This is a genomic window from Streptomyces sp. NPDC102279 (genome assembly GCF_044766365.1).
Classification (GTDB): Bacteria; Actinomycetota; Actinomycetes; order Streptomycetales; family Streptomycetaceae; genus Streptomyces.
In genome coordinates, this window is record NZ_JBIWLU010000009.1 from 171,962 (window position 1) to 191,788 (window position 19,827).

Here is a 19,827-nt window from a genome sequence, read left to right on the forward strand (position 1 = left end):
GGTGCGCGGCGGTCCGCCGCGCTCCCGGTGCTCTGCGTGTTCGCGCGTTCGCGTCGCTGCCGACGGGCTACGCGGGCTCGGTGTGCCGGTCGTCCTTGGTCATGCCGAACCGCCGGGTGCGCTCGGGACGGGCGTCCGGGGACTCGTCCACGGCGTCCGTGCCGTCCGTGTCACGTGCGTGACCGGAGGACTTCTCCTCGCGGTGCGAACTCATCAGGTCCTCGAACAGGGCGCGGGCCTCCAGCATCGCCTCGCGCATCCGCTCGGTGTCGGCGGTGGCGTCCTGGCCGGTGCCGGTGCGGGCCAGCGCGGCCCGGTGCACCGTGCGGTAGCCGTGGACATGGTGTCCGTGGTGCACGGACAGAGCGGAGACCTGCTCCTCGTACTGCTCCACGTCGGGGAACCCGCGTGCTCCGGCCAGGTCGCCGAGCAGCCGGTCGGCCTCGGCCACCGCCTCGCTCGGGGAGTCGACGAAGCGCTCCTGCGCGGCGGCCCAGCCTGCCGTGAACCGGTCGCGGTCCGCGGGGTCGAGGGCCTTCTCACGCAGTCCGCCGTGCAGCTTCACCCGCTCGGCGAGGTCGGCCTCGGCGGCCTTGGTGTCACCGTCGTGCCGGTCGACGGCACGGTCGTACTCCGGTCCGAAGCGCCGCCGAAGGGTACGACCGCCGGGCGGCCGTCGGTTGAGTAGGGTCAGGGCGGCCGCGACGACGGCAACGGCCACCACGATCACGATCAGAGCGATGATCACGCCTGTGGACATGGATGCCTTCCGGGGTTCTCGACCCAACGGGCCGGTTCTTCACCCGGGTTGCCCGGAAGTCGCTCCTCAAACGGCCGCGGTCACGGCGTGTAGGGCCCGGGCCCCCGGCCCGCGCTCCCGCTCGCCCCTGTGTCGACCTCACCTCAGGCCCGTCACCCGCCTCGTACCCGGCGCTCCTTCACCCGCTCCACCGTCCGCGGAGCCCCCCGACCCCCACGACCGGACGGCCTCAGGCGGGCTCGCCCAGGCGCCGGACGGGTGTCGTCCCGCCCTCGTGCGGACGTTCCGCGTCGGAGCCGCACATCTCCTCGTTCAACTCCACCACCAGCTGGGTGAGGTCCGTCGGCCGGTCCGGACTCCACCAGTCGCCGAGGAGCGCGGCGAGCGACTCCTCGCGGGCCAGCGACAGCTTCCTGGCGGCGGCGCGTCCCTCGTCGGTCAGCACCAGGTCCAGGCCCTCGCGCCGGGCGAGCCCGCGCTCCTCGATCTGGCGGCTGCCGGCCAGCACGACGCCCAGCGGCACGGTGCTCTTCTCCGCGAGCAGGGCGGGCTCCGCCCACCCGTACTTCTTGATCCGCAGCAGCAGCCAGCTCGCCGCCGGAAGCAGGTCGTAGCCCGCCCGTTCGGTGATCTCCTCGTAGATCTGGCGCCGTCCCTCCCGGGTGCCGAGCACGGACAGCGCCCGGCACACCTCGTCGTACGACGACCGCTCGACGGGATTGCTGGCGAGTGTCTCCGTGACGTCGGGTGCCGTGACCGAGCCGCGCAGCTTGTCCTCGCGCAGGAACCAGGCCAGCGCGAAGCCGACCACGGCGACCGGGGCGGCGTACAGGAAGACGTCGGTGATCGACGTCGCGAACGCGTGCAGGACCGGTGGCTGCACGTCGGCGGGCAGGGCGCCGATCCCCTTCGGGTCGGCCTTCAGCGAGTCCGTCGTGATGCCCGGGGGCAACTCCTGCCCCGCCAGGGCCTTCGTCAGCTTGTCGCCGAGACGGCTCGCGAAGACCGTGCCGAAGATCGCCACGCCGAACGAGGCGCCGATGGACCGGAAGAACGTCGCGCCGGACGTGGCGACGCCCAGGTCCTCGTACGGCACCGCGTTCTGCACGATCAGCACCAGGACCTGCATGACCAGGCCGAGGCCCAGGCCGAAGACGAAGAAGTACGCGCTCATCTCGCCGGTGCCGCTGTTCTCGTCCATCTGGTGCAGCAGGAGCAGGCCGATGGCGGTGATGCCGGTGCCCGCCACCGGGAACACCTTCCAGCGGCCGGTCCGGCTGACGATCTGCCCGGAGACCGTGGACGACAGCAGCAGTCCGAAGACCATCGGCAGCATGTGCACACCCGAGAGCGTCGGCGTCACACCCTGCACGACTTGCAGAAACGTCGGCAGATAGGTCAGCGCGCCGAACATCGCGAAGCCGACGATGAAGCTGATGATCGCCGACAGCGTGAAGGTGTGGACGCGGAAGAGCTTGAGCGGAAGGACGGGTTCGGCCGCCCGCCGCTCCACCGAGACGAACGCGAATCCGAGGACCACGCCGAGCACCGCGAGGCCGATGATCTGCGGAGAGTTCCAGTCCCAGGTGGTGCCGCCCAGCGAGGCCACCAGGACCAGACAGGTGGCGACGGCCGCGATCAGGAACGTGCCGAGGTAGTCGATGACATGGCGGGCCGACTTCTTCGGGATGTGCAGCACCGCGGCGATCACCACGAGCGCGACGGCGCCGACGGGCAGGTTGATGTAGAAGACCCAACGCCAGCTCAGGTGCTGGGTGAACACCCCGCCCAGCAGCGGTCCGAGCACACTCGTCGCACCGAAGACCGCACCGAACAGCCCCTGGTACTTGCCCCGTTCACGCGGGGGGACGAGGTCTCCGACGATCGCCATCGACAGCACCATCAGGCCGCCGCCGCCGAGTCCCTGCATCGCCCGGAACCCGATCAGCTCGCCCATGTTCTGCGCCATGCCGCACAGTGCCGACCCGATCAGGAAGATCACGATCGCCGTCTGGAACAGTCGTTTGCGGCCGTACTGGTCGCCCAGCTTGCCCCACAGCGGGGTGGCCGCCGTCGACGCGAGCAGATAGGCCGTGACCACCCAGGACAGGTGCTCCAGGCCGCCGAGGTCGCTGACGATGGTCGGCAGCGCGGTCGACACGATCGTCTGGTCCAGCGCGGCGAGCAGCATGCCGAGCAGCAGCGCGCCGATGGAGACGATGACACTGCCGTGCACGCTGTCGCGGGCGTCCGTGGCCGCCGCCGTACGGCGGCGCACGGCGGACTCGCTGACCGCGACGGACTCGTGCGGGTCGATCGGACCGGAGAAGTCGGTCCCGGCGTCCTGTCCGCCGCCCTCGCTCCCGCCCATGCCACCGGCGCCTGTGCCGGTGTCTCCGGTCGGCGCGTCCGGCCCGTCCGTGCCGCGGCCGGCGGGCGTCTGCGAACCGTGCGCGTCCCCGGTCATTCGGCCTCCCTGCGCCCCGAGGGTCTCGATCACCCTCCATCCTGATCGGTGTGTCCGGTTATGGCCTGTCGAGGCATCCGGAATCCTGGATTCCGGGGGGCTCGTTGAAGGTTGCGTGAAGGATCTCCGGATAATCTCTGGAGTTCTCAGGGGGAGGGACCCACACGTGACTGAAGAGACCGGGCATGTCTGCCCCCGGTGCGCGGCCCACCGCGCACCGGACGGCACTCCGTCCTGCGGCTGCACCCAGCGTGCGTCCGACGCCCTCCGCGACGCCCGCACGGCGGAGGCCGCGGCGGCGGAGGACTTCGACCCACTGCGCATACGCCCTTACGTGGAGCTGAGCCAGGACGGTGCGGCCGGAGGTGTGCCGGGGGGCGCACCGGGGCCGGAGCCGACCGGAACGCCGTCGGCGGGCGCCGCGACGACCGGGGCCGGGATCGGCACCGGCACCGGCACCGGCACCGGCACCGGGGACATGGGAGCGGGCGGCGGCGCCGGACCGGTGAACGGCGCCGGTGCGCAGCCCCGACCGACGGACGCCGCCACCGCCGCAGTCCGGGCCGGCCATCCCGGCGAGCCCGGGATCGTGCCGCCCGCCGCCGGGGAGGACCCCTCGGCGTCCACCATGCGGCTGGCGGCCGTACCGGCTGACGCGGCCCTTCCGGCCGACGCGACCATGCGGCTGCAGGCGCTGCCGTCGGAGCCGCGGGCCGCCGACGTACGACTGTTCCAGGAGCGTCCCGCGGAGCCCGGCGCGGCGGGCTCCGCGGCCGGCCGGCCGGGACGCAGGCGGCGCAACGGGATCCTGGCCGCGGCCGGCGTCGTGGTGACGATGGTGGCGGCCGCGGGCTTCGCGGGCGGCCTGCTCTCGTACGACACTCCCGCGCGGGACGGGGCGCTGCCGGAGGACGTACGGGCGAGCGTGCCGGACGTGTCGCCGAAGGCGGCGTCGGTGTCCCCGTCGGCGAGCGTGTCGCCCACGGTGTCGGCACCGGCGGCACCGGCGTCGTCCCTGAGCGCGAGCCCGTCGCCGTCGGTGTCCGGGTCGAGCCCTTCGACGTCCCCGTCACCGTCGGCCTCGTCGTCCCCCGCCTCCACTCCTGCGACCGCGACGAACACCGCGACGGGGTCGGCCGCGGACACGGGGGGCCAGCAGGGCCTGGGCCCCGCGCAGACCCTGCGACGCGGCGACGACGGCCCCGAGGTGACCGAACTCCAGCTGCGCATGAGCCAGTTGAGGATGTACATGGGCGACGCGGACGGCCACTTCGACCGCCACCTCGAAGACGCCGTGCGCTGGTACCAGTGGGCGCGGGGCATCACGTCGGACCCGTCGGGCGTCTACGGCACGGCGACGCGCACAAGCCTGGAGTCGGAGACGTCCCAACCGTGAACCGGGTCTCGGCCCAGGCGGCCGGGCACGGTCCGGTGCGGTCAGGCACCGCCCCTTCCGTACGGGAGGAACATCCCGCCTCCGGCGCTTGAGAAGCGGGTACGGGGCGGAGCCCCGGGTCGGGACGGGTAGGGGCGGAGGGGGCGAAGAACCCGCCCCGGCCGCCCGGCACACCCTCCCCCGACGGCCTCAGCCGATGTGAAGGCGAAGGGTCCCGTCGTCGAGGGACTCGACCCGCACCTGGGTGAGGTCGCGTACGAGCACGTCCGGCGCGTGGAACCCGGCCCGGGGCCCGACCCCGACGACCCGCATCCCGGCGGCCCGCCCCGCGGCGATCCCCGCCCCGGAGTCCTCGAACACGATGCAGTCCTCGGGCGCGACGCCCAGCTCGGCCGCTCCCTTGAGGAACCCCTCGGGATCCGGCTTGCTGGCTCCGACCGACTCGGCGGTGACCCGTACGTCGGGAAGTTCGAGACCGGCGGCGGCCATCCGCCCGCTGGAGAGGGCGACGTCCGCGGAGGTGACGAGCGCGTGGGGGACGCCGGCGAGCGAGGCGAGGAACTCGGTGGCGCCCGGGATCTCGACGACGCCGTCCATGTCGGCGGTCTCCTCGGCCAGCATCCGCGTGTTGTCCGCGTAGTTCTGTTCCATCGGCCGGTTCGGCAGGAGTACGGCCATCGAGGCATAGCCCTGTCGGCCGTGGACGACCTTCATGACCTCGTCCCCGTCCAGCCCGTGCCGGTCGGCCCAGCCGCGCCAGCAGCGCTCGACGACGACGTCCGAGTTGACGAGGGTGCCGTCCATGTCGAGCAGGAGGGCGCGGGCGGTCAGAACGGTCGTGGCCGTCGTCATCGGCATGCTCCAAGGTGCGGGTAGGGGGTTCAAGGATCCCCCGGGAACAAGGCGGCCCCGCCCACCGGTCAGGGAGGTGCGGGCGGGAGCCACTTTGTTCCTACACGATACAAAACGAGTCCCCCTCGGCGCCACCGCCCCTGACCTGCTCTTATGTCATCCCACCCGCAGGGTCAACCCCCGACCCCCCAAAAGGACACCTCCCGGACGACCGCAGGACACGGGCCGAAGGACGCCGCTCGCCCTCTCCGCCCCCACCCGGCCCGAACCCGGGACCGGCCCCGGACCCCGCACCTCGAACGCCGGACTCCTCACGCCCGAGGAGCTGAAGCCTCTCCGCCGGAACGGGGCGATGTCGCGCGGACGGGATCCAGCGGAGGGACCCGGCGCACCGGCCGCGTACGACCCGCCGTCGGCATCCGGCGGAAGGGGCCGTGCCGGTACATCGGATGCCCGCCGCTCACGTCCGGATCGAGCCCGGTCCCGCTTCTCGGCCCACGTCCGACGCGGCGGCGACGGGCGGACGTACCGGCACCGCCCCGACCCACCCACCGGTGCCCGGGCGGAGACGCCCGCACCGCCCGGCGCGCAGCCGAACCGCACCACGCACCGCCCGGCGCGCAGCCGACCTCAGCCCGCCACGGCCTCGTACAGGCTCCAGACCCCCAGCCCCACCATCAGCAACGCCGCCACCTTGGTGATCAACGACAGGGGCACCCGCTTCATCAGCGCCTTGCCGCCCACGATGCCCAGACCCCCGACCGTCCACAGCGCCAGCACGGCGCCGAGACCCACCGACAGGGGGTCGTCGTACCGCGCCGCGAGGTTCGCGGTCATGATCTGGGTGAGGTCGCCGAACTCGGCGACGAGGATGAGCATGAAGCCCGCCCCGGAGACCTTCCAGAAGCTCTGGTTCTCCGGCTTGCGCACCTCTCCCTCGTCCTCGTCCTTCTTCATCAGCAGCACGGCCGCGCCACCGAGGAACAGCACACCGGTGACCGCGTGGACGATCTGCTGCGGCAGCAGGGTCAGCACGCTGCCCGCCGCGACGGCGAGGGCCACATGGACGGCGAACGCGGCGGCTATGCCGACGAAGACGTAGGAGGCGCGGTAGCGCGTGCCGAGGACGAGGCCGGCGAGGGCGGTCTTGTCCGGCAGCTCGGCAAGGAAGACGACGCCGAAGACGAGCGCCATCACGCTGAAGCTGATCAAAATTCCTCAATCGGTCGGGCTGCCCCGCCGAGAGTGTTGCGACTGCGCGTGCTGTGACTGCGCGACACCTCGGCACGGCAGCACACAGCGGCGCCCGCACCGAGAGGCGCGAGCGGAAGAACCCCTGCCGGAAGCCCGGCTCGGGCATGTGCACTGCTTGCCGAAGGTCTCGCTGGCCGGCCTCGTGAACGAGGTCTGCCTCCGGGCGCCGGCTCAGACGAGCTGAGCAGTATGTCGACGGTCCGGCGAAGAGCTACTCCCCTTCTGCGCCGTTCATAGTACGCGACCCGCGCACGGGCCCCGCAGGGCCGAAGGTCCCGCGACCTGGAACACCCCGAGGAAACCGCCGGGAAGCCCCGAGGCGCGCAAGCACCGCACGAGAAGGCCAAACCCTCCATACCCGCAGGAAAGCGTGAGCGCCCGCACGCGCCCTCGCCGAAACATCCGCCACAGACCTTGTTATGTCATGCACGCGTCACTAACTTCTAACCGCGTACTCACCTCCCGGCAACACACCCCCGCGAGCATTCGTTCGCTCGCAGTCCAACGCCCCCACACCCCAAGGGAGTTCGCATGCCAAAGGTCTACGCGCGTCGACGGCTGAGCATACTCGCGGCCGCCACCGGACTGATAGCCCTGGCCGGTGTCTTCAACGGCCCGACAGCCTCCGCCGCCCTCCCCACTCCGGTCAGCGCGGCCACCGCGCGTACCTACCTCGCGTCCCTCACCGTCGCGACGGAGAACCGCACCGGATACAACCGTGACCTGTTCCCCACCTGGATCACCATCAGCGGCACCTGCGACACCCGTGAGTACGTCCTCAAGCGCGACGGTACGAGTGTCGTCACCAACTCGGCCTGTACGGCGACCAGCGGGTCCTGGCACTCCGTCTACGACGGCGCCAACTGGACCGCCGCGTCCGACCTCGACATCGACCACCTCGTGCCGCTCGCCGAGGCCTGGGACTCGGGCGCCAGTGCCTGGACCACCGCGCAGCGCCAGGGCTTCGCCAACGACGTCACCCGCCCGCAGCTCCTGGCCGTCACGGACAACGTGAACCAGTCGAAGGGCGACAAGGACCCCGCCGAGTGGATGCCCCCGCTCAGCTCGTACGCCTGCACGTACGTCCGGGCCTGGGTGCAGGTGAAGTACTACTACAACCTCAAGGTCGACTCCGCGGAGAAGTCCAAGCTGAGCTCAGTCCTGAGCGGCTGCTGACCCCTACCGGCAGGGCCGTCCACGACGCCCGCCACCCCCGTGAACTCCGGGCACCGCTCCCCCCCACGGCATCGCCGCGGTGTCCGGAACCTCGCCACCGGCCTCCGTCGTTCCGTACCGTACGGGGCGACGGAGGAGGGTGATCATCATGGCCGAGCTGTGCCTGGGGCCGCTGCTGAGGTACGTCGACGGCTCGTCCGCGACCTTCTGGGTCGAGGCGAGCCGCCCGTGCACCGCCGAGGTGCGCTGCGCGGACGGGGCGTCGGGATCGGCCCCGACGTTCCAGATCGCGGGCCACCACTACGCGCTGGTGCCGGTGAGCGGGCTGACGCCCGGCACCGTGACCGCGTACGAGGTGCTGCTCGACGACGTGCCCGTCTGGCCGCTGCCCGATTCCGCCTTCCCTCCCTCGGTCGTGCGCACCTCCGCGGGTGACGAGGCGGCGGTCCGTGTCACCTTCGGCTCCTGCCGCTGGGCGGCGCCGCCCGCGGACGAGAAGGACCCGGTCGGGCCCGACGCGCTGGACACCCTCGCGGCCCGCATCGCCGCGGCCCCGGACGGCGAACGCCCGGACGTGCTGCTGCTGTTGGGCGACCAGGTGTACGCGGACGAGGTCTCGGACGCGACCCGCGCGTGGATAGCCTCCCGCCGGGGACTGGCGGACCCCCCGGGCCACCAGGTCGCGGACTACGAGGAGTACACCCGGCTCTACTACGAGTCCTGGCTCGACCCCGAGATCCGCTGGCTGCTGTCCACCGTGCCCAGTTGCATGATCTTCGACGACCACGACGTCATCGACGACTGGAACACCAGCGACGCCTGGCTCAAGGACATCCGCGCGACCCCGTGGTGGCGCGAGCGGATCCTGAGCGGCCTGATGTCGTACTGGGTCCACCAGCACCTCGGCAACCTCTCCCCCGACGAACTCGCGGACAACCCGCTGTACGCGGCGGTGCGCGAGACGCCCGACGGTACGGACGTGCTGCGGGCCTTCGCCGCACAGGCCGACGCCGATCCGGCCTCGGTCCGCTGGAGCTACCGCCGCGACTTCGGCCGGACCCGGGTCCTGATGGTCGACAGCCGCGCGGCCCGCGTCCTGGACGAGCAGGACCGGGCGATGCTCGACCCCGGGGAGTCGGCGTGGCTGCGCGAGCAGGCCCTGGACGCGCCGGAGAGCCGCGACCACCTTCTGATCGGCACGTCACTGCCCTGGCTGCTGCCGCCGCTGATCCACCAGGCGGAGGCGTGGGACGCCGCGCTGTGCCGCGGGGAGCGCGGCGCGCGCTGGGCGCGGTTCGGCGAGCGGCTGCGGCGCACGGCGGACCTGGAGCACTGGGCGGCGTTCCCGGAATCCTTCGAGGAGTTGGCGGACCTGATCGCCGACGTGGGGTCGGGGGAGCACGCTCCCGCGACCGTGTGCGTGCTGTCGGGGGACGTGCACCACGCCTATGTCGCCGAGCCGGTCTGGGCCGAGTCGGCCCGGCAGCCGGCCGCCCGGGTGGTCCAGCTGACCTGCTCCCCCGTCCACAACTCCGTCCCGCCGCAGATACGGCTCGGCTTCCGCTTCGGCTGGAGCCGTCTCGCGCGGGGGCTCGGCAACCGCCTTGCCCGGCACGGCCGCTGCGCGCACCCCTCGGTCGACTGGAACCGGTCGGGCGGCCCCTGGTTCGGCAACCAGCTGATGACGCTGACCCTGCTGGGGCGTTCGGCCTCGCTGCGCCTCGAGAAGGCGGTGCAGCCGCGCGGCGCAAGGGCCGGCGGTGTCCGGCTGCGCACGGTGCAGGAGTCCGTACTCGCCCCGCAATAGGGCTTTTTCGCACGGTTGTTGTGCCGTTTGTCCCCGATGATCGTGACGCATCCCACACCGGGTGCGGATCCTGCGCTCCGGGGCTCGGTTCGCACAGCGCCCGGCGGCATGATGAGGCGGACCGTCCGCTTCCAGTGGGCGGTCCGCCGTCCTGCGCCCCCACGCCCGGGAGTCACACCCTTGTCTGCAGAGCCCTCCCCCCAGTGCTCCGCCGCGCCCGTCGCGGCGGGGTTCCCGACGCCCGCCGGGTCCCCGCGGGTCTCCGTGGCCGTCGTCGGCGCGGGCCCGCGCGGCACGAGCGTCCTGGAGCGCCTCTGCGCGTCCGCCCCCGAGCTCCTCGCGCCGGGCGCCCGGCTGACGGTCCATGTCGTCGACCCGTCTCCGCCCGGCCCCGGCCGGGTCTGGCGCACCGGGCAGTCCCCGCATCTGCTGATGAACACCGTGGCCTCGCAGGTGACCCTGTTCACCGACGAGAGCGTGGACTGTTCGGGGCCGATCCGGCCGGGGCCGAGCCTGCACACCTGGGCGGGCGGCGAGCTGGGCCCGGACGTGTATCCGACCCGCACGCAGTACGGCCGCTATCTGGAGTGGGTGTTCGGCGAGGTGGTGCGCGGGGCGCCGCCCGAGGTGCGGGTCGAGGTCCACGCGGCCCGGGCGCTGCGGCTCACCGACGGCCCGGGCGGCCGTCAGACGCTGGCCCTGTCCAGCGGCCGCACCCTCACGGACCTCGCCGCCGTGGTGCTCGCCCAGGGACATCTGCCGGTGCTCCCGGACGCGGCGCAGCAGCGGCTCTCCGTGTACGCGGCGCGGCACGGACTGCTGCACGTCCCGCCGGCCAACCCCGCCGACGTCGACCTCTCTTCCGTCGCGCCGGGTGAGCCGGTCCTGCTGCGCGGTCTCGGGCTCAACTTCTTCGACCACATGGCGCTGTTGACGGAGGGCCGCGGCGGGCGCTTCGTGCGGGCGGGCGAAGGGCTGCGCTATGTGCCGTCGGGTGACGAGCCGCGGGTGTACGCCGGTTCGCGGCGCGGCATCCCGTACCAGGCGCGCGGCGACAACGCGAAGGGCCCGTACGGGCGGCACGTTCCGCTCGTCCTGACGGACGAGGTGATCGGCGGGTTCCGCAAACGCGCGGACTCCGGTGACGCGCCGGACTTCCTGCGGGAGATATGGCCGCTGGTCGCCAAGGAGGTCGAGACGGTCTACTACGAGCGCCTGTTGGCGCCCACGGGCCGGGCCGCCGCCTTCCGGAGCCGTTTCCTGGCCGCACCGCACCACACGGACGAAGAGGCCCGCGTGCTCGACGAGTTCGGGGTGGGCGCGGCGGAGCGCTGGTCCTGGGACCAGGTCTCGCGCCCGTACACGGGACGGGACTTCGGCGGTCGCGCGGACTGGCGGGAGTGGCTGCTCGGCCATCTGCGCGAGGACGCCGCGCAGGCCGCGCTCGGGAACGTCGCCGGCCCGTTGAAGGCGGCGCTGGACGTGCTGCGGGACCTGCGCAACGAGCTGCGGCGGATCGTGGACCACGGCGGCCTGCCGGGAGAGTCGCGCCGGTCGCATCTGGACCGCTGGTACACGCCGTTGAACGCGTTCCTCTCCATCGGCCCGCCCCGCCGCCGGGTCGAGGAACTGGTCGCGCTGATCGAGGCGGGTGTGGTGGAGGTGCTCGGCCCGCGGCTCGACGTACGGGCCGAGGACGGCGCGTGGGTGGCGCACTCACCCGACGTTCCGGGCTCCGTCGTCCGCGCCACTGCGCTCGTGGAGGCACGGCTACCGGAACCGGATGTGCGGCGGACGGGCGACGAGCTCCTGGCCCGGCTGCTGAAGACGGGAGAGTGCCGCCCGCACACCGTGGACGGCTACGAGACCGGCGGCCTGGACGTGACCGAGCGGCCGTACCGCCTGATGGACCGTCAGGGCCGTTCGCACGCGCGGCGGTTCGCGTTCGGGGTGCCCACGGAGGGCGTGCACTGGGTGACGGCGGCGGGCGCGAGACCAGGAGTGGATTCGGTCACGCTCTCGGACGCCGACGCGGTGGCGCGAGCCGCGCTACGTGCGGCGACGGCCGAAGCGGAACCGCGGACGGAGGCCCGGCCGTGGCCGAATGTTGAACTTGCAAGCATAGATTAGGCTCACCTAACGTAGGTGGCTCACTCGGTTCCGTCCCCACGGTCCGGCCCGCTGCGGTCCGGATCAGACCGAAGGAGTTCCCCACATGACCGGACGCCTCAACAGCGCCCAGCCGTACGCCATAGCCCTGTTCCGCATCGTCGTCGGCCTCCTCTTCGCCGTGCACGGCACCGCCGCGCTCTTCGGCGTGCTCGGCGGCGCCGCGGGCACCGACGGCGGCACCGTCGACGCGGGCACCTGGCCCGGCTGGTACGCCGCCGTCATCCAGCTCGTCGCCGGCGCTCTCGTCCTCCTCGGCCTCGGCACCCGCGCCGCCGCGTTCGTCGCCTCGGGCTCGATGGCGTTCGCCTACTTCGACGTGCACCAGTCGGCCGCCCTGTGGCCGATCCAGAACGGCGGCGAGCTCTCCGCGCTGTTCTGCTGGGCCATGCTCCTGCTCGTCTTCACCGGCTCCGGCGCGCTCGGCCTCGACCGGCTGCTCACCGCCCGCACCTCCGCGGCCGTCGAGGACCAGCGGTCCTCGGAGCCCGTCACCGCCTGACCCACGGGCACCGCGCCCACCCCGCACGACAGCGCCCGCCCCCGGTCACGGGAGGCGGGCGCCGCCGTGTCCGGCCGTGACCGGAGCGTGCGGGAAGGTGAACGTGATGTGACCGACACATGCGGCCCCCGTGGATCTCCGGCCCCGCCCGCGGCGTACGCTGTATGGCTGTTACTGGCCGCCCCTGCCGCTCCCCGCGACGTCGCGGCAAGGTCCGTGCCTACGGGGGATTCCGGGGGAGTGTTTCGGTGCTGGATAGTGTGGGGTCGCTGACGGGCAGCCCATGGATCTACGCGGCGGTCGCCGTGTCCGTCGTCCTAGATGTGTTCCTGCCGGTCCTGCCGAGCGGGGTGCTGGTGATCACCGCTGCCACGGCCGCGGCGGGCTCCGCCACCGGCGCCGTTCCGCATGCCGTCCCCGACCTGCTCGTGCTGACCCTCTGCGCGGCCACGGCCTCGGTGCTCGGCGACGTCGTGGCGTTCCGCCTCGCCTGGCGCGGCGGCGAACGTCTGGACCGCGCCATCGCCCGCTCGCGCCGCCTCACGCAGGCGCAGGAACGTCTCGGCGACGTGCTGGCCCGCGGCGGCGGGGCGCGCGGTGTGCTCGTGGTCGTCGCCCGTTTCGCACCGGCCGGGCGCTCGGTCGTCTCGCTCGGCGCGGGCGCGGCCCACCGCCGGATCCGCGAGTTCCTGCCCTGGTCGGTGCTCGCGGGCGTCGCCTGGGCCGGATACAGCGTGGGCCTCGGCTACTTCGGCGGCCAGTGGCTGGGCGCCACCTGGCTGGCGACGGGCGTCTCGTTCGGGGCGCTGTTCATCGCCGGGGCGGGCGCGGCCTACCTCGTGCGCAAGCCCGCCGTACGCGAGCAGGGCACCGGCGCCTGAGCGTCCGGCCCGCTATCCGGCGCGCCGGGCCGGCACGCCCCGTACCTCCAGGCTGTCGAGAAGGCCGGTGGTCGCGGCGGCGACCGCCTCGACGGCGCGGTCGAAGGCCTCCTGGTTGTGGGCGGCCGGGGCGCGGAACCCGGAGACCTTGCGCACGTACTGCAGAGCGGCGGCGCGGATCTCCTCGTCGGTCGCTTCCTCGGGGATCGATGGGGGACGGAGTGTCTTGATGCTGCGGCACATGAGTCCAGTGTCGCGCGGACGGCGCGATCGTGTGGGCCCCCCGCGGAAACCCGCAGGCCCGGGGAATAGCGCCGCCGGTGCGGCGGATTGTGCTGATCACGACCACGCGGCTTTCCGCGGGTCCCGTACGGAGGATCGAGGACGCATGGCGAACGACCGGCTGACCGTGGCGGTACTGGGTCCGGGAGGAGTCGGCGGACTCCTCGCGGCGCTGTTGGCCCGCGCCGGCCACCGGGTGATCTGCCTGGCCCCGGAGAACACCGCGCGAGCCCTGGCAGCCGACGGCATCGAGGTGCGCAGCGCCCTGTTCGGGGACTTCACGGCCCGGGTGTCCGCGGACACCGAGCTGCGGGAGCCGGTCGACGCGCTGCTGATCGCGGTCAAGGCGACGTCCCTGGGCGCCGCGCTGGAGCGCGTCCCGGCGAAGGTGCTGGGCGAGGAGGGACTGATCGTCCCGTTCCTGAACGGCGTCGAGCACCCCGCCCTGCTGCGCGAGCGCTACCGCCCCGAGCAGGTGGCCCCCGCGGTGATCCGCGTGGAGTCGACGCGGACCGCGCCGGGAGTCATCGAGCACGGCAGTCCGTTCGCCGACGTCGACCTGACCGCCGAGACGGCGTCCCGCTCCCGGGTCGACGCGCTCGCCGCCGCGCTGGCGGAGGCCGGGGTGGGCGTCCGGGTCGAGGACGAGGAGGCCGCGACGCTGTGGGCGAAGATGTCGTTCCTCGCGCCGTTCGCGCTGCTGACGACGCGCTACGGGCTGCCGCTGGGTGACGTACGCACGCTGCACCGGGACGAGTTGACCGCCCTGGTCGAGGAGACGGCGGCGGTCAGCCGGGCGTCCGGCGCCCCGGTCGATCCGGCGGCCGCCCTGGCCCGCTACGACGCGTTCCCGCCGGGTGCCAAGTCGTCGATGCAGCGCGACGCGGAGACCGGCCGCACCCTCGAACTCGACGCCATCGGCGGCGCGTTGCTTCGGGCCGCGGAGCGCGCCGGGGTACCGGTGCCGGTCGCGTCCGGTCTCGTACGGGACCTGACGCCGCCCTCCGGCTCGGCCGGCTGAGCCGCGCGCCCCTGCCCCGAACACGCAGGGCCCGGGCCGGAGTTCGCGAACTCCGGCCCGGGCCCTGCGTTGTCGTCGGGTCTCCCCGCTCAGACGCGGGACTTGTCGAGCACCTCGAGGATCTCGTCGGTGGTGCCGGTCTCGCCGAGGCGCGGGAAGATCCGCTCGACGCTGTTGCGGTGCGTCTCCGCGTCGAGGTCGGTCATCGCGTCGGTGGCCAGGGTGACGTGGTAGCCGTGCTCGTGCGCGGCACGGGCGGAGGACTCCACGCCGATGCTGGTGGCGATGCCCGTCAGCACGATCTGGGTGATCCCGCGGCGGCGCAGCTGAAGGTCGAGGTCGGTGCCGTAGAAGGCGCCCCAGTTCCGCTTGGTCACGGTGATGTCCTCGGGGTGCCCGGCCAGGTCGTCGACGATGACGTCCCAGCCCTCGGGGAAGCTGCGGCCGCGGCTCCCCCCGTCGATGCGACCGCTCACCGCGTCCGAACCGTCGGCGGCGGCGGTGACCCGGACGAGGACGACCGGGAGGCCGTGGCCGCGGAAGGCGGCCGCGAGGCGGACGGAGCGCTCCACGATGTCGGCGGCGGGGTGCGGGGCGACGCCCGGGTTGCCGACGATTCCGTTCTGGAGGTCGATGACGACGAGCGCGGTTCGGGGGTCGAGTGTGGTGACTGCCATGGTCAGGCCTTTCGGGGGGTGAGGGTGCCAAGTGACCGGTCGATCACGGTGACCGCCAGGAGCAGCACTGCTCCGGCGAGCATGAAGAGGGACAGGTGGTGCAGGCCGCCGGTGTCGGCGCCGTGCGTGAAGAAGGCGGCGTCGGCCGCGGAGGCGGCCATCGCGCCGAGGTACATGAAGGTCCGCAACAGGCCTGCCGCGGAGGCGATCCGGGCGGGGTCGGCCTGCCGGTAGAGGGCGTTCTGGTTGGCCAGGCCATTGAGGCCCTGCGGCACGCCCATGAGGGCACCGACGGCCGCCAGCAGCCACATCGCGCTGCCCGCCTGGAGGGTCAGCATCGCCGTGCAGCCGGCGATCTGGACGAGGCTTCCGACCACCAGCTTGCCCCGTACGGCCTCCCGTCGCCCGGTGATCGCGGAGACGAGCAGGCCGCTCAGCGACAGCGGCAGCAGGACGAGCCCGGCGGCGGCCGCGTGCAGTCCCCGCCCCTCCTCCAGCCACTGCGTGAACCCGTACAGGAAGGCGTACGCGGTGGTGTAGCTGAGGAACTGGCGCAGGAAGGTGGCCAACAGGGGTCCGTTGCCGCCGAGGACCCGCAGGTCGATGAACGGCTCGGGGACCCGGAGTTCCCGCCGCGCGAACGCGGCGCCGGCGAGGAGGGCGAGGACGGGCAGGTACCAGTCCTCGGCCCGCGGCTTCATCAGGAACACCATGAGCGCGACGAGCAGGGCCGCGAAGAGGGCCATGCCCGGGAGGTCGATGCCGCGCGCGGCGGGACCGGGCACGCCACCACCCGTGACGGCCGTTCCGTCCGCGGCCTTGGTGGCCTTGGTGGCCTTGGGCAGCCGGAGGGCGCCGAGGACCAGACAGGCCAGCGACAGCGGCACGTTGACGAGGAAGATGGTGCGCCAGCCGCCCAGGCCGATGAGCAGTCCGCCGAGGGTGGGGCCGACGACGGAGACGGTCTGCGCGGAGACCGCGAGCGCGGTGAGCACGCCGGCCGGGCTGTCCCGTCCGGTGCGCTCGGCCTCCCTGCGGGTGAGGTGCATCGCGGCGGGATACGCGGCCGAGGTGCCCAGTCCGAGCAGGACCCGGGCGGCGACCAGCGCGCCGAGGTTCGGGGCGAGGGAGCCGAGCAGTCCGGCGACGCCCACCATGGCCGTACCGATGAGGTAGAGGCGGCGCGGCCCGAACATGTCGACGAGCCGTCCGATGACGGGCTGCCCGACGGCGGTGGCGAGGTAGAGGCCGGAGACCAGCCACGCGGTCTGCGAGGGCGGCGCGCCGAGCGCGCTGCCGATCGGCACCAACGCCACCGCGATCATCGAGGAGTTGACCGGGTTCAGTACGGAACCGAGGACCATCGGCGCGATCAGCCGGCGGTCGAACCGGTCGGGCGGCCGGCCGTCACCGGTCGGGGTGAAGCGCTGCTGGAACCGCGTGCGGAGCGTGGGTATCACGGACGGGTCAGCCGTTCCAGCAGGGCCATCGCCGCGATGACCGTCTGCCGCTCCTGCTCGGTGCAGCGCTCCTCGAAGGCGTGGGCGAGCCAGGCGGAGCGGGCCTCCCGGGTGCCTTCGACCCGCTCGCGGCCCGCTTCCGTGAGGGTGATGAGCTGCCGTCGGCCGTCACCGGGGTCGGGGTTGCGCTGGATGAGGCCGTACTGGTCGAGGGCGGCGAGGGTGGCGGCCATCGACTGGGGCCGGACTCCCTCCGTCGCCGCGAGCGCGCTGGCGGTGGCGGCACCGCTTTTGCTCACCAGGGTGAGCGCGGACACCTGGGAGGGCGTGAGGTCCTGCTTCTCGGAGACCTCACGGATCCGCCGCCGGAGAAGACTGAACGCGACCCGCAGATCCTGCGCGGCGCGGGCGGCGGAGTCCGAGACGCCCGGGTCGTACGGAGGAGTGCTGTCCTGAGCCATTCCGCCACCGTAAATTATTCAGTCAAGACTGTCCAGTTCCACCTGCACAGCCTGCCTGTGCACCCAACCCTCTCCCCTCTTCCCGCAGGTCAGAGGAGTACGGAACACCCGTTCGCGTGAACTCCCGTAAGAAACTCGCACCATAAAATCGAACAGACGTATCATTGCCGCGTGGCTGAGACCTACGAGTTTCCGAGTGACCTCCTGGCCGGTCAGGAGGAGCTGCATCAGGTCCGGGCCGAGCTGCTGGCCCTGCTGAAACGACTCCCCTGGTCGGTCGAACCGCTGGACGGCTTCAGCGACACCGGCGGCTGGCGCAAGGTGGAACGCCCCGCCTCCCCCGGCTGGAGCCCCGACGAACAGGCCGAGGTCGAGAAGCTCCGCCAACGCGAACGCGAACTCGCGGTGTTCGTCTCCGGCCACCGCTACTGGTCGGAGGTCGCGCCCCCGGAGAAGGTGGAGGCGCGGATGAGCCTGAAGCATGCGCGGGACGGAGTGGCGCAGGTCTGACCCGACCCCGCCCGCCTCTTCCGCAGGCCCGGACCCCCTCCGCACACTCGGCCGGTCCGGGCCTCACGCGTCTCCGGGGGCAGGCGGGAAGGACAGCACTCACGGTCGGCGGCGAGGTAACTCCGCGCGGCGCGACGGGAGTTTTCCCATCTCGACCGGGTCGCCGGGCTCGGCGTCCCCGTCACGGGTCAGATCCTCACCAGCGTCGGGGACCACGCCGCCCGTGTGGGCGCCCGCACCGTCGCGGTCGGCCGTTCCCCACGCGGTTCACTCGCCCAGTTCGCCGACGGCAGCTTCACCACGGCTCTCACCCACGCGTCCCACGCGTCCCCGTGCACCGTGCACCGTCGTCCTCGTCGAACCCGACCGCACGGCACGCACCCTGACCACGGCGGGACTGGCGGAACTACGGGACAGCGCGGCCTGAACCGAGAGGTCCCCGACACGGTGTCACCGACCCGATGACCCGCTCCCCCACCGACGGGCCGCCTGCCCAAGTGAACTCGGCGTGCCCCCGACCGATGCGCCACGACCTGACCGCACACCTGCTTCACATCCAACCCCCTTTCGACAAGCTCGAATTGAGTCATCTCATCCCACCCCTCATCGCCATCCATCGGGATATTCCTGATCGCAGGTGACCACTCCTGACAAGATCGACTCATGATTCCGACTTCCGCAGACTCGCAAGGTCGGCCCGTTTCCCGCCGCTTGATCATCGGCGGTCTCACGGGCGCGGTTGCCGCTCTCGCTCTGCCCTCCGTCGCGAACGCCGCGACGGGACCGGACGGTGGCCTCTTCCGCTGCGCCCTCCCCGCCCCCACCGGTCCGCACCCGGTGAGCACGGTGGACCTGCACCTCGTCGACACCCGGCGGAACGACCTCTGGGCCGAGGGCGAGGCGCAGCCACGAGAACTGATGACCACCGTCTGGTATCCCGCACGCCGGAACGCCGACGCACCGGCAACGCCCTATGCCACAAAGGGACTTGTCCCGGCGTTCGACGCCTTCGCGGGGTCCCTCGGCATCCCCTCGGACGCGGTCGACTGGACCCGGATCAGCACGCACACGACGGTGGGTGCACCGACCGCGCACTCGGCCGAGCGGATGCCCGTCGTGCTCTACACACCCGGCCGGCTCAACCCGCGCTTCCTCGACACCACCATCGCCGCCGAACTGGCCAGTCACGGCTACGCCGTTGTGGCCGTCGACCACACCTACGAAGCGCTCGCCGTCGAGTTCCCGGACGGCCGCGTCATCACCCCTGCCCCCGCTCTGGCCGGTGACCTGTCACCACAGATCACGAAGGCCGCCGTGGACTGCCGGGTGGCGGACCTGCGCTTCGTACTGGACCAACTGCACCTGCTCGCCCGCGGCGGCAACCCCGACTCCGAGGGCCGCACCCTTCCCACAGGGCTCGGAGCGGCGCTCGACCTCTCGTCGGTCGGTGTCTACGGGCACTCGCTGGGCGGCACGGCCGCGGCCGAGGCGATGCGCCTGGACCGTCGGTTCCGCGCCGGAGCGGTCCTCGAAGGTCCCCTCGGTTACGGCCCGGACGACCCGGCCCTGTTCGCACCCGTCACTCGTACGGGGCTGCGGCAGCCCTTCCTCCTGGCGGGCAGCTCCTACACGCCCGAGCTCGCGTTCACCCACACGCACGTGCCCGCCTGGCACACCCTGTGGAAGAACTCGCCGGGCTGGAAGCGCGACTTCTGGACCGCCCGGGCGCGTCACCAGTCCTACAGCGACTTCGAGATACTCATCCCCGAACTGGCCGCCCGCTTCGGCAGCCCGCCGGCCGCCGTCGTGGCCGGCATGATCGGAGACGTCGACCCGGCCGGCTACACCGGCGAGCGCCGCGCCTACCTCACCGCCTTCTTCGACCGGTCCCTGAAGCGCCGCAGCCGCCCCCTGCTCGACAACCCGACACCGGACCTGCCCGACGTAACCCGCATCGCCTGAGGCCTGTCCCGCAATGTTCTTCGGACCGGTCGTTCACCCCGCGAGAGCGAGGTCGTGCAGTCGGGCGATGCCGAGCATGGCGTGGTGAACGCCGTCGCCTCCGAGACGGCGTTCACCACGCCCAGGATCTTCCACGTCTTCATCCGGGCGAAGGCGTCTCGACGCGGGCGCGGACCTGTTGTTGGGACTT

General features: G+C 72.5%; 17 protein-coding genes and 2 pseudogenes. 10 read left to right on the forward strand and 9 right to left on the reverse strand.

All coding sequences use genetic code 11. The annotated features are described in order from the left end of the window. Window positions 1-67: 67 nt before the first annotated feature. Entirely contained in the window at window positions 68-760 is a 693-nt protein-coding gene (locus ACIRQH_RS24085; RefSeq protein WP_388864822.1) for a hypothetical protein, read from the reverse strand. Window positions 761-989: 229 nt separating this feature from the next. Further along, window positions 990-3,227 (reverse strand): DHA2 family efflux MFS transporter permease subunit, encoded by a 2,238-nt coding sequence (locus ACIRQH_RS24090; protein ID WP_404226973.1) that lies wholly within the window; start codon window positions 3,225-3,227, stop codon window positions 990-992. A gap of 166 nt (window positions 3,228-3,393) precedes the next feature. Here ACIRQH_RS24090 and ACIRQH_RS24095 point away from each other — a divergent pair, with 166 nt between their 5' ends. Further along, entirely contained in the window at window positions 3,394-4,623 is a 1,230-nt protein-coding gene (locus tag ACIRQH_RS24095) for a peptidoglycan-binding protein (RefSeq protein WP_404226974.1), read from the forward strand. Window positions 4,624-4,812: 189 nt separating this feature from the next. On the opposite strand, the gene ACIRQH_RS24100 is transcribed toward ACIRQH_RS24095, so the two are convergent. Both ACIRQH_RS24100 and ACIRQH_RS24105 read right to left on the reverse strand, forming a co-directional pair. Next, window positions 4,813-5,481 carry an HAD-IA family hydrolase gene (locus ACIRQH_RS24100; protein WP_388864816.1) on the reverse strand — a complete coding sequence of 223 codons (669 nt, stop codon included), beginning with the start codon at window positions 5,479-5,481 and terminating at the stop codon, window positions 4,813-4,815. Window positions 5,482-6,105: 624 nt separating this feature from the next. Further along, a complete protein-coding gene (locus tag ACIRQH_RS24105; protein WP_404226975.1) occupies window positions 6,106-6,687 on the reverse strand; it encodes a TMEM165/GDT1 family protein in 582 nt (193 codons plus the stop codon). 573 nt (window positions 6,688-7,260) lie between these two features. Between ACIRQH_RS24105 and ACIRQH_RS24110 the strand changes: the two genes are divergently transcribed. From ACIRQH_RS24110 to ACIRQH_RS24130, 5 genes are all read left to right on the forward strand, one after another. Beyond that, complete coding sequence (locus ACIRQH_RS24110) at window positions 7,261-7,905, forward strand: HNH endonuclease family protein (protein ID WP_355877195.1); 645 nt, start codon at window positions 7,261-7,263, stop codon at window positions 7,903-7,905. Between the two features lie 148 nt (window positions 7,906-8,053). Further along, window positions 8,054-9,712, forward strand: coding sequence for an alkaline phosphatase D family protein (locus ACIRQH_RS24115; protein ID WP_388864813.1), 1,659 nt, complete (start codon window positions 8,054-8,056; stop codon window positions 9,710-9,712). A 180-nt stretch (window positions 9,713-9,892) separates the two neighbouring features. Continuing rightward, window positions 9,893-11,842 carry an FAD/NAD(P)-binding protein gene (locus ACIRQH_RS24120; protein WP_404226976.1) on the forward strand — a complete coding sequence of 650 codons (1,950 nt, stop codon included), beginning with the start codon at window positions 9,893-9,895 and terminating at the stop codon, window positions 11,840-11,842. 85 nt (window positions 11,843-11,927) lie between these two features. Continuing rightward, complete coding sequence (locus ACIRQH_RS24125; protein ID WP_358822495.1) at window positions 11,928-12,383, forward strand: DoxX family protein; 456 nt, start codon at window positions 11,928-11,930, stop codon at window positions 12,381-12,383. 248 nt (window positions 12,384-12,631) lie between these two features. Further along, window positions 12,632-13,264 carry a DedA family protein gene (locus ACIRQH_RS24130; protein ID WP_388929898.1) on the forward strand — a complete coding sequence of 211 codons (633 nt, stop codon included), beginning with the start codon at window positions 12,632-12,634 and terminating at the stop codon, window positions 13,262-13,264. 12 nt (window positions 13,265-13,276) lie between these two features. Here ACIRQH_RS24130 and ACIRQH_RS24135 read toward each other — a convergent pair whose 3' ends face one another. Further along, window positions 13,277-13,507, reverse strand: a complete 231-nt coding sequence (locus ACIRQH_RS24135) for a DUF2277 domain-containing protein (RefSeq protein WP_358822497.1) — start codon at window positions 13,505-13,507, stop codon at window positions 13,277-13,279. 145 nt (window positions 13,508-13,652) lie between these two features. On the opposite strand from ACIRQH_RS24135, the gene ACIRQH_RS24140 reads away from it, so the two are divergent. Next, window positions 13,653-14,567, forward strand: a complete 915-nt coding sequence (locus ACIRQH_RS24140) for a ketopantoate reductase family protein (RefSeq protein WP_404226977.1) — start codon at window positions 13,653-13,655, stop codon at window positions 14,565-14,567. Window positions 14,568-14,656: 89 nt separating this feature from the next. Here the strand turns inward: ACIRQH_RS24140 and ACIRQH_RS24145 are convergent, their stop codons facing one another. The 3 genes from ACIRQH_RS24145 to ACIRQH_RS24155 are packed head-to-tail and all read right to left on the reverse strand — an operon-like array spanning window position 14,657 to window position 17,165. Beyond that, complete coding sequence (locus ACIRQH_RS24145; RefSeq protein ID WP_358822033.1) at window positions 14,657-15,244, reverse strand: hydrolase; 588 nt, start codon at window positions 15,242-15,244, stop codon at window positions 14,657-14,659. 2 nt (window positions 15,245-15,246) lie between these two features. After that, window positions 15,247-16,701, reverse strand: coding sequence for an MFS transporter (locus ACIRQH_RS24150; RefSeq protein WP_388865138.1), 1,455 nt, complete (start codon window positions 16,699-16,701; stop codon window positions 15,247-15,249). Then, complete coding sequence (locus tag ACIRQH_RS24155; protein WP_358822031.1) at window positions 16,701-17,165, reverse strand: MarR family transcriptional regulator; 465 nt, start codon at window positions 17,163-17,165, stop codon at window positions 16,701-16,703. Before ACIRQH_RS24155 ends, ACIRQH_RS24150 begins: the two co-directional genes overlap by 1 nt. Before the next feature lie 171 nt (window positions 17,166-17,336). Between ACIRQH_RS24155 and ACIRQH_RS24160 the strand changes: the two genes are divergently transcribed. From ACIRQH_RS24160 to ACIRQH_RS24170, 3 genes and pseudogenes are all read left to right on the forward strand, one after another. Further along, window positions 17,337-17,675, forward strand: a complete 339-nt coding sequence (locus ACIRQH_RS24160; protein ID WP_358822030.1) for a hypothetical protein — start codon at window positions 17,337-17,339, stop codon at window positions 17,673-17,675. A gap of 144 nt (window positions 17,676-17,819) precedes the next feature. Next, window positions 17,820-18,102: pseudogene (locus ACIRQH_RS24165) on the forward strand (MFS transporter); the annotation flags it as partial. 236 nt (window positions 18,103-18,338) lie between these two features. Then, entirely contained in the window at window positions 18,339-19,637 is a 1,299-nt protein-coding gene (locus ACIRQH_RS24170) for an alpha/beta hydrolase family protein (protein ID WP_404226978.1), read from the forward strand. Between the two features lie 33 nt (window positions 19,638-19,670). Here ACIRQH_RS24170 and ACIRQH_RS24175 read toward each other — a convergent pair. Beyond that, window positions 19,671-19,827 (reverse strand): annotated as a pseudogene (locus ACIRQH_RS24175) (IS5/IS1182 family transposase); the annotation flags it as partial.

Coding starts and splice junctions, on each gene's coding strand:
- ACIRQH_RS24085 (WP_388864822.1), bottom strand. CDS start 760: ATGTCCACAGGCGTGATCATCGCTCTGATCGTGATCGTGGTGGCCGTT.
- ACIRQH_RS24090 (WP_404226973.1), bottom strand. CDS start 3,227: ATGACCGGGGACGCGCACGGTTCGCAGACGCCCGCCGGCCGCGGCACG.
- ACIRQH_RS24100 (WP_388864816.1), bottom strand. CDS start 5,481: ATGCCGATGACGACGGCCACGACCGTTCTGACCGCCCGCGCCCTCCTG.
- ACIRQH_RS24110 (WP_355877195.1), top strand. CDS start 7,261: ATGCCAAAGGTCTACGCGCGTCGACGGCTGAGCATACTCGCGGCCGCC.
- ACIRQH_RS24115 (WP_388864813.1), top strand. CDS start 8,054: ATGGCCGAGCTGTGCCTGGGGCCGCTGCTGAGGTACGTCGACGGCTCG.
- ACIRQH_RS24125 (WP_358822495.1), top strand. CDS start 11,928: ATGACCGGACGCCTCAACAGCGCCCAGCCGTACGCCATAGCCCTGTTC.
- ACIRQH_RS24135 (WP_358822497.1), bottom strand. CDS start 13,507: ATGTGCCGCAGCATCAAGACACTCCGTCCCCCATCGATCCCCGAGGAA.
- ACIRQH_RS24140 (WP_404226977.1), top strand. CDS start 13,653: ATGGCGAACGACCGGCTGACCGTGGCGGTACTGGGTCCGGGAGGAGTC.
- ACIRQH_RS24145 (WP_358822033.1), bottom strand. CDS start 15,244: ATGGCAGTCACCACACTCGACCCCCGAACCGCGCTCGTCGTCATCGAC.
- ACIRQH_RS24155 (WP_358822031.1), bottom strand. CDS start 17,165: ATGGCTCAGGACAGCACTCCTCCGTACGACCCGGGCGTCTCGGACTCC.
- ACIRQH_RS24170 (WP_404226978.1), top strand. CDS start 18,339: ATGATTCCGACTTCCGCAGACTCGCAAGGTCGGCCCGTTTCCCGCCGC.